This is a genomic window from Pseudomonas sp. NPDC087346, from assembly GCF_044744235.1.
Taxonomy (GTDB): Bacteria; Pseudomonadota; Gammaproteobacteria; order Pseudomonadales; family Pseudomonadaceae; genus Aquipseudomonas.
Genome location: NZ_JBIUXX010000030.1, coordinates 31,849 through 45,032 on the forward strand (window position 1 = coordinate 31,849; position 13,184 = coordinate 45,032).

The window sequence follows — 13,184 nt, forward strand, 5'->3', positions numbered from 1 at the left end:
TACCTTGTTCATCGAGTGACTGACGGGTCTGGATGGCCCGGATGGTTTAAACAGCCACTGGCTTCATATCGGAATACAAGGGAAGACTCCCTGAATCCGCCAAAGAGGATGAATCATGAGTGACAAGGATAAACAGCCGTTGGCTGCGTCGGCGCAAGCCGTCCCTGGGGCGGAATCCGCCGATGCAGCGCTGCGACATATCGTTGATGGCTTTCTGCATTTTCGTCATGAGGTCTTTCCGCAGCAGGAAGAACTCTTCAAGAAACTCGCCACGGCCCAGTCGCCACGGGCGATGTTCATTACCTGCGCCGACTCGCGCATCGTTCCCGAACTGATCACCCACAGCTCCCCCGGCGATCTGTTCGTGACCCGTAACGTTGGCAACGTCGTACCGCCTTACGGCCAGATGAACGGCGGTGTTTCCACCGCCATCGAGTACGCGGTACTGGCTCTGGGCGTGCAGCACATCATCATCTGCGGCCATTCCGATTGCGGCGCGATGCGTGCGGTGCTCAATCCCGACAGCCTGGAAAAAATGCCGACGGTCAAAGCCTGGTTACGCCACGCCGAAGTCGCGAAAACCATGGTGCATGACAACTGCAACTGCACCGACGAAAACGAGAGCATGCATATCCTCACCGAGGAAAATGTCATCGCCCAATTGCAGCACTTGCGTACCCATCCTTCGGTAGCCTCGCGCATGGCGAACGGTCATCTGTTCATCCATGGCTGGGTCTACGACATCAAGACCAGTGAAATCAAAGCTTACGACGCGGATCAGGCTCGATTCCTGCCGCTCGATGGCAGCCATCCGATTCCGGTGGCGACGCCCAAAGCGCGCTTCTAAATCTTCCTAAAAATCTGTGTGGTTTGACGCCGGTCGCTGTTTCAGCGGCCAGGCGGAGCCACGCCTGAAGAAAGCTTCGGGAGAATCACCATGCGTGCTGCTCAATTGAAAGCGGTTCTGCCACGGGAGCTGCTGGCTTCGGTGGTTGTGTTTCTGGTCGCCCTGCCGCTGTGCATGGGCATTGCGATTGCTTCAGGGCTGCCACCGGCCAAAGGCTTGATCACCGGGATCATCGGTGGTTTGGTGGTCGGTTGGCTGGCGGGCTCGCCGTTGCAGGTCAGCGGGCCGGCGGCGGGCCTGGCGGTGTTGGTCTTCGAGCTGGTGCGCCAGCACGGGATCGAGATGCTCGGGCCGATTTTGTTGCTGGCGGGTTTTCTGCAACTGGTCGCCGGGCGTCTGAAGCTTGGTTGCTGGTTCCGGGTTACCGCGCCAGCGGTGGTCTACGGCATGCTCGCCGGGATCGGCGTGTTGATCGTGCTGTCGCAGGTGCATGTGATGCTCGACGCGGCGCCAAAACCCTCCGGGCTGGATAACCTCACCGCGTTCCCCGCTGCGGTGGCGCAGGCACTGCCATCGCTTGGCTGGCAGGCCGGATTGCTCGGGCTGGCGACCATTGCAGTGATGTGGCTGTGGGAGAAATTCCGCCCACATAAGCTGCGCTTTATTCCCGGGGCGTTGCTTGGAGTCGGGCTGGCGACAGGTGCCAGTCTGCTGTTGGCGTTGCAGGTGAAACGGGTCGAGGTGCCGGCCAATCTGGCGGAAGCCATCGACTGGCTGAAGCCTGCCGACCTGCTGAGTCTGGCTGACCCGACGCTGCTGATCGCGGCCTTCGCCGTGGCGTTTATCGCCAGTGCCGAAACCCTGCTGTCGGCGGCAGCGGTGGATCGCATGCACAACGGCGTGCGTTCGGACTTCGACCGTGAACTGTCGGCACAAGGTGTCGGCAATATGCTCTGCGGTCTGGTCGGCGCGCTGCCGATGACCGGGGTGATCGTGCGCAGCTCGGCCAACGTGCAGGCCGGTGCGACTACGCGCTATTCAACGATCTTCCATGGTCTGTGGCTGCTGGCATTCGTGCTGTTGCTGTCGAGTGTGCTGCAAAGCATTCCGGTGGCGAGCCTGGCGGGGGTGTTGGTCTATACCGGTTTCAAACTGGTCGATATCAAGGCGTTCCGTGGCCTGAGTCGCTATGGGCGGATGCCGATGTTCACCTACGCCGCCACAGCGCTGGCAATCATCTTCACTGACCTGTTGACCGGCGTGCTGATCGGCTTCGGCCTGACATTGGTGAAACTGGCGTTCAAGGCTTCGCGATTGAAGATCAGTCTGATCGATCTGCCGCAGGACGGTGAGATGGAACTACGGCTGGTGGGAGCGGCGACGTTCCTCAAGGTGCCGGCGCTGACTCAGGTGCTCGGCAGCATTCCAACGGGAACGACGGTGCACGTGCCGCTCAATAATCTGAGCTACATCGACCATTCGTGTCTGGAGTTACTGGAAGAGTGGGGCCGGGCGAATGCGGCCAAGGGGTCGAAACTGGTGATCGAGTCGCGAGGGTTGAAGCGACGGCTTGAAGGGCGGGTTCGGACCAATACCGGGATCGGTGCGGCGGGCTAAATCCCCCAAAACCCTGTGGGAGCTGGCTTGCCAGCGATAGCGGTGAATCAGTCAACAGAGATGTTGATGACCTACCGTAATCGCTGGCAAGCCAGCTCCCACAGGTATTAAAGGTGACTCTGCATTACGCGGCTGGCTGATCCAGCTCCAGACCTACACCCAGGCGGCGACCCATGCACGGCCAGCGTTTCCACGCGGCGCCGGTGTCCGGGCTGCTGAGTTTTTCGCGGTAGGCTTCGACCGACTCCAGCGCAAAGCTGTCGTCGTCGAGCATGCTGTCCACCGCGTGGTGCACCACTTCGTCCAGTTTGTTGGCAAATTCCTCACCGAGCAATTGGTGAGCAATCAGATTGGCGACCGTCATGTCCAAGGGGATCAGTGGCTGGCCGAAATGCTTGATGTACAGGTCGTTGACCTCTTCGACAAAGCGGTGCGCCAGATAGGCTTCGTCCAGCAGACTGTCCAGGCCTACTGGCGGCTGGATAAAGTACTGCTCGGCGATTTTCAGCACCGGTTTGATCTGCGACTCGATTCCCGCTTCCCTGGCGACTTCATTGGCTGCGTCCAGCAGGTCCGGTACTTCGTCGATATAGGCGGAGACAAAACGTGTCAGTACGCCTTCACGATCGGTTTCAGGCAATTGGATTGCCGAGTGTAAATGAGGCAGTTTGGCTTGCAGCTGACGCGTCAGCCGTCCGGTTTCTTGCTCGGTTTGTCGGGCTTTTTGGATCTGCTCGCGCAATGCGGCGGTGTTCATGAAAACTCCAGGAAACAAGGCAATGAAATAGGGAAGACATAAGTTAGCTGGCTTACGAAAAATGCTAAGACGCATTTGTCATAATTATTTCATCCTTGATGCACCTGCGTTATATCGATTTGCCACCACTCGTCTGCATCCTTCTCCATTCGGGCCATGGAACGCAAGTACCAGCTGTTTCAGATGATTTACGTCCGCGCATTGCAATTTCCAGTCGCTGTCTATACTCGCCAATGAATGGAGTTAGCTGATGACGCCCGACTGCACCCGCAGCAAGGCACGGCAAATCAAGTTCGTAGTCTGATGCAGCCGCTCCCTTGCCGCAGGCGAAAGCCGGCGGGATAACAAGAACGATAAGGGGAACCCGCAATGATGCGACATCCACACGTCTGGATGGGCCTCCTGTTGTGGTCGATTTTCAGCCAGGCCAACGCGGCCTGGACTGTAAATATGGCGCCTGGAGCGACTGAAATCAGTCACGCAGTATTCGACCTGCACATGACCATTTTCTGGATCTGTGTGGTGATCGGCATCATCGTCTTCGGCGCCATGTTCTGGTCGATGATCGTGCACCGCCGCTCGACCGGGCAGGTCGCCGCAAAATTCCACGAAAGCACCACCGTCGAAATCCTCTGGACCATCGTGCCGTTCGTGATTCTGGTGGCGATGGCCGTTCCGGCGACTGCCACCCTGATCAAGATGTACGACACCAGTGAGCCGGATATCGATATCCAGATCACCGGTTATCAGTGGAAGTGGCATTACAAATACCTGGGCCAGGACGTCGAGTTCTTCAGCAACCTGGCCACTCCCGCCGAGCAGATCCACAACAAGGAAACCAAGGGCGAGCACTACTTGCTAGAGGTCGACAAGCCGCTGGTGCTGCCGACCGGCGCCAAGGTGCGTTTCCTCGTGACCTCGGCCGACGTTATCCACTCGTGGTGGGTGCCAGCCTTTGCGGTCAAGCGCGATGCGATCCCGGGGTTCGTCAACGAAGCCTGGACGCGTGTCGACAAACCCGGCATCTACCGTGGCCAGTGCGCCGAGCTGTGCGGCAAGGATCACGGCTTCATGCCGATCGTGGTCGAAGTCAAAGAGAAAGCCGACTACGAAAAATGGCTCGCCGACCGCAAAGCCGAAGCCGCACAACTCAAAGAGCTGACGAGCAAGGAATGGACCCTCGACGAGCTCAAGGAACGTGGCGACAAGATCTACCACACCACGTGCGTCGCCTGTCACCAGGCCGAAGGCCAGGGTCTGCCGCCGATGTTCCCGGCACTCAAAGGCTCGCCGATTGCCACCGGACCGAAAGCCGACCACCTGCACCGCGTGTACTTCGGCAAGCCCGGCACTGCGATGGCAGCGTTCGGCAAGCAGTTGTCGGAAGTCGATATCGCGGCGGTCGTGACCTATGAACGTAACGCCTGGGGCAACAACAAGGGCGACATGGTCACGCCAAAAGAAGTGCTGGAGCTGAAACAGGCGGAAAGCAAATGACCCGGTCTATCGCGCAGGTAATTCATCGGACGGGACATCGCGCCCCGGTCCGCCCAGCTCACTCGTTTACAGGAGACAGGCCATGAGCGCTGTAATCGATGACCACGGTCATGCCGACCACGCCCACGGCCCCGCCAAAGGCCTGATGCGCTGGGTGCTGACCACCAACCACAAGGACATCGGCACGCTGTACCTGTGGTTCGCGTTTTCCATGTTCCTGCTCGGTGGCTCGTTCGCCATGGTGATTCGCGCCGAACTGTTCCAGCCCGGATTGCAGATCGTCGAACCGGCGTTCTTCAACCAGATGACCACCATGCACGGCTTGGTGATGGTCTTCGGTGCGGTGATGCCGGCGTTTGTCGGCCTCGCCAACTGGATGATCCCGTTGATGATCGGCGCGCCGGACATGGCCCTGCCACGGATGAACAACTTCAGCTTCTGGCTGCTGCCGGCGGCGTTCCTGCTGTTGGTTTCGACCCTGTTCACCGCCGGTGGCGGGCCGAATTTCGGCTGGACGTTCTACGCCCCGCTCTCCACCACTTACGCGCCGGAAAGCGTGACTTACTTCATTTTCGCCATCCACCTGATGGGCATCAGCTCGATCATGGGCGCGATCAACGTGATCGCGACCATTCTCAACCTGCGCGCCCCGGGCATGACGTTGATGAAAATGCCGCTGTTCGTCTGGACCTGGCTGATCACCGCGTTCCTGCTGATCGCGGTGATGCCGGTGCTGGCCGGTTGCGTGACGATGATGCTGATGGACATCCACTTCGGCACCAGTTTCTTCAGTGCCGCCGGTGGCGGTGACCCGGTACTGTTCCAGCATGTGTTCTGGTTCTTCGGGCATCCCGAGGTGTACATCATGATCCTGCCGGCGTTCGGCGCGGTCAGCTCGATCATCCCGACGTTTTCGCGCAAGCCGTTGTTCGGCTACACCTCGATGGTCTACGCCACGGCGAGCATCGCGTTCCTGTCGTTCATCGTCTGGGCGCACCACATGTTCGTGGTCGGCATCCCGCTGGTGGGCGAGTTGTTCTTCATGTACGCGACCTTGCTGATCGCGGTGCCTACCGGGGTGAAGGTGTTCAACTGGGCCAGCACCATGTGGCAAGGCTCACTGACCTTCGAAACACCGATGCTGTTCGCCGTGGCGTTCGTGATTCTGTTCTCCATCGGCGGTTTCTCCGGGCTGATGCTGGCCATCGCCCCGGCGGACTTCCAGTATCAGGACACCTACTTCGTGGTCGCGCATTTCCACTACGTACTGGTGCCGGGTGCGATCTTCGGGATCTTCGCCTCTACCTACTACTGGCTGCCGAAATGGACTGGCCATATGTACGACGAAACCCTCGGCAAGCTGCACTTCTGGCTGTCCTTCGTCGGCATGAACCTGACCTTCTTCCCGATGCACTTCGTGGGGCTTGCGGGGATGCCGCGACGGATTCCGGACTACAACCTGCAATTCGCCGACTTCAACATGGTCTCCTCGATTGGCGCGTTCATGTTCGGCACCACGCAGCTGTTCTTCCTGTTCATCGTGATCAAGACCATTCGCGGCGGCCCGCCAGCACCGGCCAAACCGTGGGATGGCGCCGAAGGCCTGGAATGGAGCGTGCCCTCCCCCGCGCCGTATCACACCTTCACTACGCCGCCGGAAGTGAAATGAACATTTTCCGCATTGCTGAAACTCCTGTGGGAGCTGGCTTGCCAGCGATGGGGCCAGTGCGGTGTGTCAGGCAGGCAGCCATCGCTGGCAAGCCAGCTCCCACAGAGTTGGGCGTAGAGGCTGAAAAAAATGGCTGAGATCTCGCTGAAGAAACTGGTCACCCGCCTGCTCGGCGTAGTGGTGGCGATGTTCGTTTTCGGTTTTGCCCTGGTGCCGATCTACGACGTGATGTGCAAAGCCTTCGGCATCAACGGCAAGACCGCCGGGCAGTACGAAGGCGAGCAAGTCGTCGATAACACGCGGCAGGTGCGCGTGCAGTTTCTGTCGATGAACAATGCCGACATGCCGTGGGAGTTCTATCCCAAGGGTGAGGAGTTGGTCGCCCACCCGGGCGGGGTCAACGAGATGATCTTCATTGCCCGCAACCCGACCGACAAACCGATGAGCGCCCAGGCCGTGCCAAGCATCGCCCCGAGCGAGGCGGCGGCGTATTTCCACAAGACCGAATGTTTTTGCTTTACCCAGCAGGTGCTGCAGCCCGGTCAGCAGATCGAGATGCCGGTGCGTTTCATTGTTGACCGCGACATGCCCAAGGATGTGAAGCACCTGACGCTGTCCTACACGCTGTTCGATATCACCGCCCGTCATCCACCAGTGGCTGCAAATACTGGCGGTTAAGCGTGCCCGATAAGGAGAACAATAAATGGCAACTCATGAGCATTATTACGTTCCGGCCCAGAGCAAGTGGCCGATCATCGCCACACTCGGCATGGTCATCACCGTGTACGGCCTCGCCACCTGGTTCAACGATCTGAAGGCTGCGCGCCCGGAATCCCACGGCCCGTACATCTTTTTCGTCGGCGGGTTGCTGCTGGCGTACATGCTGTTCGGCTGGTTCGGCACGGTGATCAAGGAAAGCCGTGCGGGGTTGTACAGCCCGCAGCTGGATCGCTCGTTTCGCTGGGGCATGAGTTGGTTCATCTTTTCCGAAGTGATGTTCTTTGCCGCGTTCTTCGGTGCGCTGTTCTACGTGCGGCACATTTCCGGCCCGGCGCTTGGTGGTGAAGGCCCGAAAGGCATCGCGCACATGCTTTGGCCGAACTTCCAGTTCACCTGGCCGCTGCTGCACACACCCGACCCGAAACTGTTCCCGCCACCCAAGGAAGTCATCAGCCCTTGGGGCTTGCCGCTGATCAACACGATTTTGCTGGTCAGCTCCAGCGTGACCATCACCATCGCCCACCACGCCTTGAAGAAGGGCCATCGCGGCGCGCTGAAGATCTGGCTGGCGATCACCGTGCTATTGGGCTGCGGCTTCCTCGCCTTGCAGGCCGAGGAATACATGCACGCCTACCACGAACTGGGGCTGACCCTCGGTTCCGGCATCTATGGCGCGACGTTCTTCATGCTCACCGGTTTCCACGGCGCCCACGTGACCATCGGCACGATCATTCTGTTCGTGATGCTGATGCGGATCATGAAGGGCCATTTCGACAACGAGCACCAGTTCGGCTTCGAAGCGGCGAGCTGGTATTGGCACTTCGTCGATGTGGTGTGGATCGGCTTGTTCATCTTTGTTTACGTACTTTAAGCGCCCGCTAGAACGGCGCGTGTGACACCAGTTGGCCGCTGTAAAAACCCCAGGTGATCAAGCCGACGGTTGCAGCGGCCAATGCCACCCGAACACTCAAGGCGATGACCAGGCGATTTGAATGGCTGTCGTCCTTGACCAGGAAAAACAGGCCGCTGAACAGGCTGATCACCGTGGCAATCAGCAGCAGAACGATGGCTGCTTTGAGCATGGGAAGACTCCGGGGGACAGGCGATGCATTTGAGTATAGCGACCCAGACGACTGACTTATTGGCGCGGCCATGAAGCGCTTTCGGCCGGGCGTCGTACCGACATTGGTGGTGGCGTTGCTGTTGCCGCTGCTGGTGTCGCTGGGGTTCTGGCAACTGAGCCGTGGCGCGGAGAAAACCGCCCTCCTCGCCAACTACGCCGAACGCCGCGCCGCCGAGCCGATGGCCAGCAGCGAATTGTTGCACAGCGCCGATCCGGCGTTTCGCCGGGTGCGCCTGCATGGCCAGTTCGATGCCGCGCACAGCCTGCTGCTCGACAATCGCCAACGTAACGGCAAGGTCGGCGTGGAACTGCTGCAACCGTTTCAGGATCGGGCCACCGGACTGTGGCTGTTGGTCAATCGTGGCTGGCTGCCGTGGCCGGATCGCCGCGTAGCACCACAATTCAGCACACCCGCCGAGGCGCTGAGTATCGATGCCTGGGTCTATGTCGCTCCCGGCGCGACCTTCCAGTTGCATGCCGATCCGGTCAGCAGCACCTGGCCGCAAACCATCACTGCCGTCGAGCCGGCCAAGCTGTGGAAAACCCTCGACCGCGACGGCTTCGCCTACGAAGTGCGCGCAGAACAAGGCCCGGCCAGCTACGAGGCCGACTGGCCAGTGGTCGCCATGGGCCCGGAAAAACACCTCGGTTACGCCGTGCAGTGGTTCGCCATGGCCATCGCCCTGTTCGGTCTTTATGTCTATCTCGGCTGGCACAACGCAAAGGAGAAACACCATGGGAACGGCCATGAATCCACCCAGCATGTCTGAAGCGAAACCCGTCGCCAGTCGCCGTCGCGGACGCATTCAACTGCTGCTGATCCTGCTCGGCGTGATCGGTCCGATGATCCTCGCCACCGGCATGTACAAATTGCAGTTCTGGGTGCCGGACGGCCGCAGCTACCACGGCGAATTGATTGGCAACGGTCAGTCCCGCGCCGACCTCGGTGTGGTCGCCGATGAAGATCGCTGGCAGATGCTGGTGACTGCGCCCAAGGATTGCGCCGTCGATTGCCAGCAGTTGGTGTATCTGGCGCGACAGATTCAGATCGGCCTCGGTCGGGATGCCAGTCGCGCCAGCCACGCCTTGGCCGCCGCACAGCCTTTGGCCGCGGATTACGATGCCAAACTGACCCGCGAATACCCGCAACTGCAACGCTATCCACTGGATGTCACCACGTTCAGCAAGACCACCGGCGACAAAGCCACGCCGCAACTGTGGATCATCGACCCTCACGGCAATCTGGTGCTGCGTTACGACCCGAACGTCAAAGGCAAGGATCTGCTTAACGACCTGCGCCATCTGCTGAAACTGTCGAACATCGGATAAGGGCATCGTCATGGCCAAACCTGGATTTCGCCTCGCGCTGTTTGCCACCCTGCTGGCACTGATTGTCGTGTTGCTCGGCGCCTATACGCGCCTGACCCACGCCGGCCTCGGCTGTCCAGACTGGCCGGGGTGCTACGGGTTTATCAGCGTGCCGAAAAGCGAAGCCCAACTGGCCCATGCCGAACTGCATTACCCCGACTCGCCAGTGGTTGCGCACAAAGGCTGGAACGAGATGATCCACCGTTACTTCGCCGGCACCCTCGGCATGCTCATCGCCGTGTTGGCCGGGCGGGCGTGGGTCAATCGCCGCGATCCGGGGCAGCCGTTGAAGCTGCCGCTGTTTCTGCTGGCGGTGGTGTTCGCGCAAGCGGCGTTCGGCATGTGGACGGTGACGCTCAAGCTCTGGCCGCAAGTGGTGACGGGGCATTTGCTCGGTGGTTTTGCGACCTTGAGTCTGCTGTTTCTGCTGACGTTGAGATTGTCCGGCGTGCTGCCGGCGCTGACCGTGCCCAAACGTCTGCAATATTGGGCGACTGCCGGCCTGTTGCTGGTGATCGGCCAGATCGCCTTGGGCGGTTGGGTCAGTTCCAACTACGCGGCTGTCGCCTGCATCGACTTCCCGACCTGCCACGGCCAATGGCTGCCAGCGGCAGACTTCGCCAACGGTTTTCACCTGACCCAACACATCGGCCCCAATTACCTCGGCGGCCAACTCGACAGCGATGCACGCACGGCGATTCATCTGACTCACCGCATCGGCGCGCTGCTGGTGACGCTGGTGCTGCTCGGTCTGGCCTGGCAACTGAAAGTGGTCGGCATGACCCGACTGGCCGGGCTGGTGCTGATCGCCCTCGCCGCCCAGATCACGCTGGGCATCAGCAACGTGCTGTTCCATCTGCCGCTGCCGGTGGCCGTCGCGCATAACGCGGGCGGCGCCGCGCTGTTGCTGACCATGGTGCTGGTCAATTACCACGCACGGACCAGTCTGGTGCGGGTGAAACAGCCGATGCTCACCCGCTGGCGCCTGAGCCCGCGTAAACATTCCGCCGCGCCCATAACAATAAAAGGAGAAACGCCATGGCGATTCTGACCGGCGAACGTCCCGCACAGGCGCTGTGGCGCGATTATCTGGAACTGACCAAACCGAAAGTCGTGGTGCTGATGCTGATCACCTCGCTGGTCGGGATGTTTCTCGCGACCCGCGCCGGGGTGCCGTGGACGGTGCTGGTGTTCGGCAATCTGGGGATTGCCCTGTGCGCCGGCGGCGCGGCGGCAGTCAACCATGTGGTGGACCGGCGTATCGATGCGGTGATGGCGCGCACCCACAAACGACCGCTGGCCGAGGGCCGGGTGTCGCCCGCTGCGGCGCTGACCTTTGCACTGGTGCTGGCGCTGCTCGGCCAAGCGTTGCTACTGACTTTCACCAATCAACTGACCGCGTGGCTGACCCTGGCCTCGCTGCTCGGCTACGCGGTGGTCTACACCGGTTTCCTCAAACGCGCGACGCCGCAAAACATCGTCATCGGTGGCCTCGCCGGCGCCGCGCCACCGCTGCTCGGCTGGACCGCTGCGACCGGCCACGTCAGCGCCGAACCGTTGCTGCTGGTGCTGATCATCTTCGCCTGGACCCCGCCACACTTCTGGGCGCTGGCGATCCATCGCAAAGAGGAATACGCCAAGGCCGACATTCCGATGCTGCCGGTGACCCACGGCGAGCACTACACCAAGGTGCATATTCTGCTGTACACCTTCGCGCTGCTGGCGGTGAGTCTGCTGCCGTATGTGATCCACATGAGCGGCGTGCTCTACCTGATTTGTGCCCTCGCGCTGGGCGCAAGGTTTCTGCAATGGGCCGTGGTGCTGTACCGTGGCACTCGGCCGCACGCGGCGATCAACACCTTCAAGTACTCTATTTACTACTTGTTCCTGCTGTTCATCGCCCTGCTCGTAGACCACTACTTACTGTTGAACCTATGACTCGAACCCAGAAAACCGTCTTCATCCTCGTCGCCGTGATCGCGCTGATCCTCGGCCTGACCGTCAACAAAGTGCTGAGCGGCAAGGGCCAGGGCGACCCGACCGCGCTGATCGACGCCGGCATCATCCTGCTGCCGCAGAGCCGCAATCTGCCGGACGTGACGATGACCGACCAGGACGGCCAACCGGTCACGATCAATGAGTTGAAGGGTAAGTGGAGTCTGTTGTTCTTCGGCTACACCTTCTGCCCGGACATCTGCCCGACCACCCTCGCGCAACTGCGGCAGATCAAGAGTGAACTGCCGAAGGACGCTGTGGACAAGTTGCAGATCGTGCTGGTCAGCGTTGACCCGAACCGCGATAACCCCAAGCAGTTGAAGCAGTACCTGGGTTACTTCGATCCGCAATTCATCGGCCTGACGCCGAAGTCGATTGAAGAGCTGCAGAAAGTCGCCAACGCGGTGAGCATTCCGTTTATTCCGGCCGATACCAGCAAGCCGAATTACACGGTTGATCACAGCGGTAATCTGGCGGTGATCGGGCCGGACGGCACGCAGCGCGGGTTTATTCGGGCGCCGTTGAATAACGCCAAGTTGATTGCGCAGTTGCCGGTGATGCTTAACCGCAAGTAACCACCCTGATAGCACCGGAAAACCCATCGTGGCGAGGGGATTTATCCCCGTTCGGCTGCGCAGCAGTCGTAAACCCAGCGCACGCGGTCTACCTGATAAATCCCGATTGCAGGTTTTGGGGCTGCTTCGCAGCCCAACGGGGATAAATCCCCTCACCACAAAACCGCGCTCCTACCGAGGTGTTTCGGGTACAAAAAAAGGGGACGCCCATGGCGTCCCCTTTTTCATTGCAGCAATCAATCAGAACGCCGGCAGTACCGCGCCTTTGTACTTCTCGAGAATGAATTTCTTCACTTCCGGGCTGTGCAGGGCAGCAGCCAGTTTCTGCATCGCGTCGCTGTCCTTGTTGTCCGCACGGGACACGAGGATGTTCACGTACGGCGAGTCATTGCCTTCGATGACCAGCGCATCCTTGGACGGATCGAGCTTGGCTTCCAGCGCGTAGTTGGTGTTGATCAGCGCCAGATCGACCTGGGTCAGCACGCGCGGGATGGTCGCGGCTTCCAGTTCACGGATTTTCAGGTCTTTCGGGTTCTGCGCGATGTCTTTGACAGTCGACAGGATGTTGGTCGGGTCCTTCAGGGTGATCACGCCAGCCTTGGCCAGCAGCAACAGCGCACGACCGCCGTTGGTGGCGTCGTTCGGAATCACTACATTGGCGCCGCCTGGCAGCTCATCGAGCTTCTTGTACTTGCTCGAATACGCGCCCAATGGTTCCAGATGCACGCCGGTCACCGCCACCAGACTGGTGCCCTTGGCCTTGTTGAACTCATCAAGGTACGGCTGATGCTGGAAGAAGTTGGCGTCCAGACGCTTTTCAGCGACCTGTACGTTCGGCTGAATGTAGTCGGTGAATACCTTGACCTTCAGATCCACGCCTTCTTTAGCCAGTGCCGGCTTCACGAATTCGAGGATTTCCGCGTGCGGCACCGGAGTGGCAGCAACGGTCAGGGTTTCGTCGGCGTGGGCCGAAAAAGCTGCAACTGCAGCCAGGGCAACGATCAGTTTTTTCATTC

Annotated in this window: 14 protein-coding genes; 11 read left to right on the top strand and 3 right to left on the bottom strand. The window is 60.1% G+C overall.

What is annotated here, in order from left to right; translation table 11 throughout:
- The first annotated feature begins 115 nt into the window (after positions 1 to 115).
- Both ACIOZM_RS18370 and ACIOZM_RS18375 read left to right on the top strand, forming a co-directional pair.
- Entirely contained in the window at positions 116 to 847 is a 732-nt protein-coding gene (locus tag ACIOZM_RS18370; protein WP_401216219.1) for a carbonic anhydrase, read from the top strand.
- A gap of 90 nt (positions 848 to 937) precedes the next feature.
- Positions 938 to 2,464, top strand: coding sequence for a SulP family inorganic anion transporter (locus ACIOZM_RS18375; RefSeq protein WP_401216220.1), 1,527 nt, complete (start codon positions 938 to 940; stop codon positions 2,462 to 2,464).
- A gap of 124 nt (positions 2,465 to 2,588) precedes the next feature.
- Here ACIOZM_RS18375 and ACIOZM_RS18380 read toward each other — a convergent pair whose 3' ends face one another.
- Positions 2,589 to 3,221 (bottom strand): hypothetical protein, encoded by a 633-nt coding sequence (locus tag ACIOZM_RS18380; RefSeq protein WP_401216221.1) that lies wholly within the window; start codon positions 3,219 to 3,221, stop codon positions 2,589 to 2,591.
- 369 nt (positions 3,222 to 3,590) lie between these two features.
- On the opposite strand from ACIOZM_RS18380, the gene coxB reads away from it, so the two are divergent.
- From coxB to ACIOZM_RS18400, 4 genes are all read left to right on the top strand, one after another.
- The gene (gene coxB, locus ACIOZM_RS18385; RefSeq protein WP_401216222.1) at positions 3,591 to 4,718 is read left to right on the top strand and encodes a cytochrome c oxidase subunit II; all 1,128 of its coding nucleotides are present in this window, start codon (positions 3,591 to 3,593) and stop codon (positions 4,716 to 4,718) included.
- A gap of 82 nt (positions 4,719 to 4,800) precedes the next feature.
- Complete coding sequence (gene ctaD, locus ACIOZM_RS18390; RefSeq protein WP_401216223.1) at positions 4,801 to 6,387, top strand: cytochrome c oxidase subunit I; 1,587 nt, start codon at positions 4,801 to 4,803, stop codon at positions 6,385 to 6,387.
- Positions 6,388 to 6,516: 129 nt separating this feature from the next.
- Complete coding sequence (locus ACIOZM_RS18395) at positions 6,517 to 7,065, top strand: cytochrome c oxidase assembly protein (RefSeq protein WP_401216224.1); 549 nt, start codon at positions 6,517 to 6,519, stop codon at positions 7,063 to 7,065.
- 25 nt (positions 7,066 to 7,090) lie between these two features.
- Positions 7,091 to 7,978, top strand: coding sequence for a cytochrome c oxidase subunit 3 (locus ACIOZM_RS18400; RefSeq protein ID WP_401216225.1), 888 nt, complete (start codon positions 7,091 to 7,093; stop codon positions 7,976 to 7,978).
- Between the two features lie 7 nt (positions 7,979 to 7,985).
- On the opposite strand, the gene ACIOZM_RS18405 is transcribed toward ACIOZM_RS18400, so the two are convergent.
- A complete protein-coding gene (locus tag ACIOZM_RS18405) occupies positions 7,986 to 8,189 on the bottom strand; it encodes a twin transmembrane helix small protein (protein ID WP_401216226.1) in 204 nt (67 codons plus the stop codon).
- Positions 8,190 to 8,259: 70 nt separating this feature from the next.
- Here ACIOZM_RS18405 and ACIOZM_RS18410 point away from each other — a divergent pair, with 70 nt between their 5' ends.
- The 5 genes from ACIOZM_RS18410 to ACIOZM_RS18430 are packed head-to-tail and all read left to right on the top strand — an operon-like array spanning position 8,260 to position 12,168.
- Complete coding sequence (locus tag ACIOZM_RS18410) at positions 8,260 to 9,000, top strand: SURF1 family protein (protein WP_401216227.1); 741 nt, start codon at positions 8,260 to 8,262, stop codon at positions 8,998 to 9,000.
- Positions 8,966 to 9,559, top strand: coding sequence for a hypothetical protein (locus ACIOZM_RS18415; RefSeq protein ID WP_401216228.1), 594 nt, complete (start codon positions 8,966 to 8,968; stop codon positions 9,557 to 9,559). The genes ACIOZM_RS18410 and ACIOZM_RS18415 overlap by 35 nt, the downstream gene beginning before the upstream one ends.
- Before the next feature lie 10 nt (positions 9,560 to 9,569).
- Positions 9,570 to 10,649 carry a heme A synthase gene (locus ACIOZM_RS18420; protein WP_401216229.1) on the top strand — a complete coding sequence of 360 codons (1,080 nt, stop codon included), beginning with the start codon at positions 9,570 to 9,572 and terminating at the stop codon, positions 10,647 to 10,649.
- Positions 10,637 to 11,536: a heme o synthase gene (cyoE, locus tag ACIOZM_RS18425; RefSeq protein ID WP_401216230.1), complete on the top strand. Its 900-nt coding sequence runs from the start codon at positions 10,637 to 10,639 to the stop codon at positions 11,534 to 11,536. Before ACIOZM_RS18420 ends, cyoE begins: the two co-directional genes overlap by 13 nt.
- Positions 11,533 to 12,168 (top strand): SCO family protein, encoded by a 636-nt coding sequence (locus ACIOZM_RS18430; RefSeq protein WP_401216231.1) that lies wholly within the window; start codon positions 11,533 to 11,535, stop codon positions 12,166 to 12,168. Before cyoE ends, ACIOZM_RS18430 begins: the two co-directional genes overlap by 4 nt.
- A 240-nt stretch (positions 12,169 to 12,408) precedes the next feature.
- Here ACIOZM_RS18430 and ACIOZM_RS18435 read toward each other — a convergent pair whose 3' ends face one another.
- Positions 12,409 to 13,182 carry a MetQ/NlpA family ABC transporter substrate-binding protein gene (locus tag ACIOZM_RS18435; RefSeq protein WP_401216232.1) on the bottom strand — a complete coding sequence of 258 codons (774 nt, stop codon included), beginning with the start codon at positions 13,180 to 13,182 and terminating at the stop codon, positions 12,409 to 12,411.
- Positions 13,183 to 13,184 lie beyond the last annotated feature (2 nt).

What these genes read in the sequence shown, in the direction of transcription:
- ACIOZM_RS18370 (WP_401216219.1), top strand. Translation starts at nt 116, where the DNA reads ATGAGTGACAAGGATAAACAGCCGTTGGCTGCGTCGGCGCAAGCCGTC.
- ACIOZM_RS18375 (WP_401216220.1), top strand. Translation starts at nt 938, where the DNA reads ATGCGTGCTGCTCAATTGAAAGCGGTTCTGCCACGGGAGCTGCTGGCT.
- ACIOZM_RS18380 (WP_401216221.1), bottom strand. Translation starts at nt 3,221, where the DNA reads ATGAACACCGCCGCATTGCGCGAGCAGATCCAAAAAGCCCGACAAACC.
- coxB (WP_401216222.1), top strand. Translation starts at nt 3,591, where the DNA reads ATGATGCGACATCCACACGTCTGGATGGGCCTCCTGTTGTGGTCGATT.
- ctaD (WP_401216223.1), top strand. Translation starts at nt 4,801, where the DNA reads ATGAGCGCTGTAATCGATGACCACGGTCATGCCGACCACGCCCACGGC.
- ACIOZM_RS18395 (WP_401216224.1), top strand. Translation starts at nt 6,517, where the DNA reads ATGGCTGAGATCTCGCTGAAGAAACTGGTCACCCGCCTGCTCGGCGTA.
- ACIOZM_RS18400 (WP_401216225.1), top strand. Translation starts at nt 7,091, where the DNA reads ATGGCAACTCATGAGCATTATTACGTTCCGGCCCAGAGCAAGTGGCCG.
- ACIOZM_RS18405 (WP_401216226.1), bottom strand. Translation starts at nt 8,189, where the DNA reads ATGCTCAAAGCAGCCATCGTTCTGCTGCTGATTGCCACGGTGATCAGC.
- ACIOZM_RS18410 (WP_401216227.1), top strand. Translation starts at nt 8,260, where the DNA reads ATGAAGCGCTTTCGGCCGGGCGTCGTACCGACATTGGTGGTGGCGTTG.
- ACIOZM_RS18415 (WP_401216228.1), top strand. Translation starts at nt 8,966, where the DNA reads ATGGGAACGGCCATGAATCCACCCAGCATGTCTGAAGCGAAACCCGTC.
- ACIOZM_RS18420 (WP_401216229.1), top strand. Translation starts at nt 9,570, where the DNA reads ATGGCCAAACCTGGATTTCGCCTCGCGCTGTTTGCCACCCTGCTGGCA.
- cyoE (WP_401216230.1), top strand. Translation starts at nt 10,637, where the DNA reads ATGGCGATTCTGACCGGCGAACGTCCCGCACAGGCGCTGTGGCGCGAT.
- ACIOZM_RS18430 (WP_401216231.1), top strand. Translation starts at nt 11,533, where the DNA reads ATGACTCGAACCCAGAAAACCGTCTTCATCCTCGTCGCCGTGATCGCG.
- ACIOZM_RS18435 (WP_401216232.1), bottom strand. Translation starts at nt 13,182, where the DNA reads ATGAAAAAACTGATCGTTGCCCTGGCTGCAGTTGCAGCTTTTTCGGCC.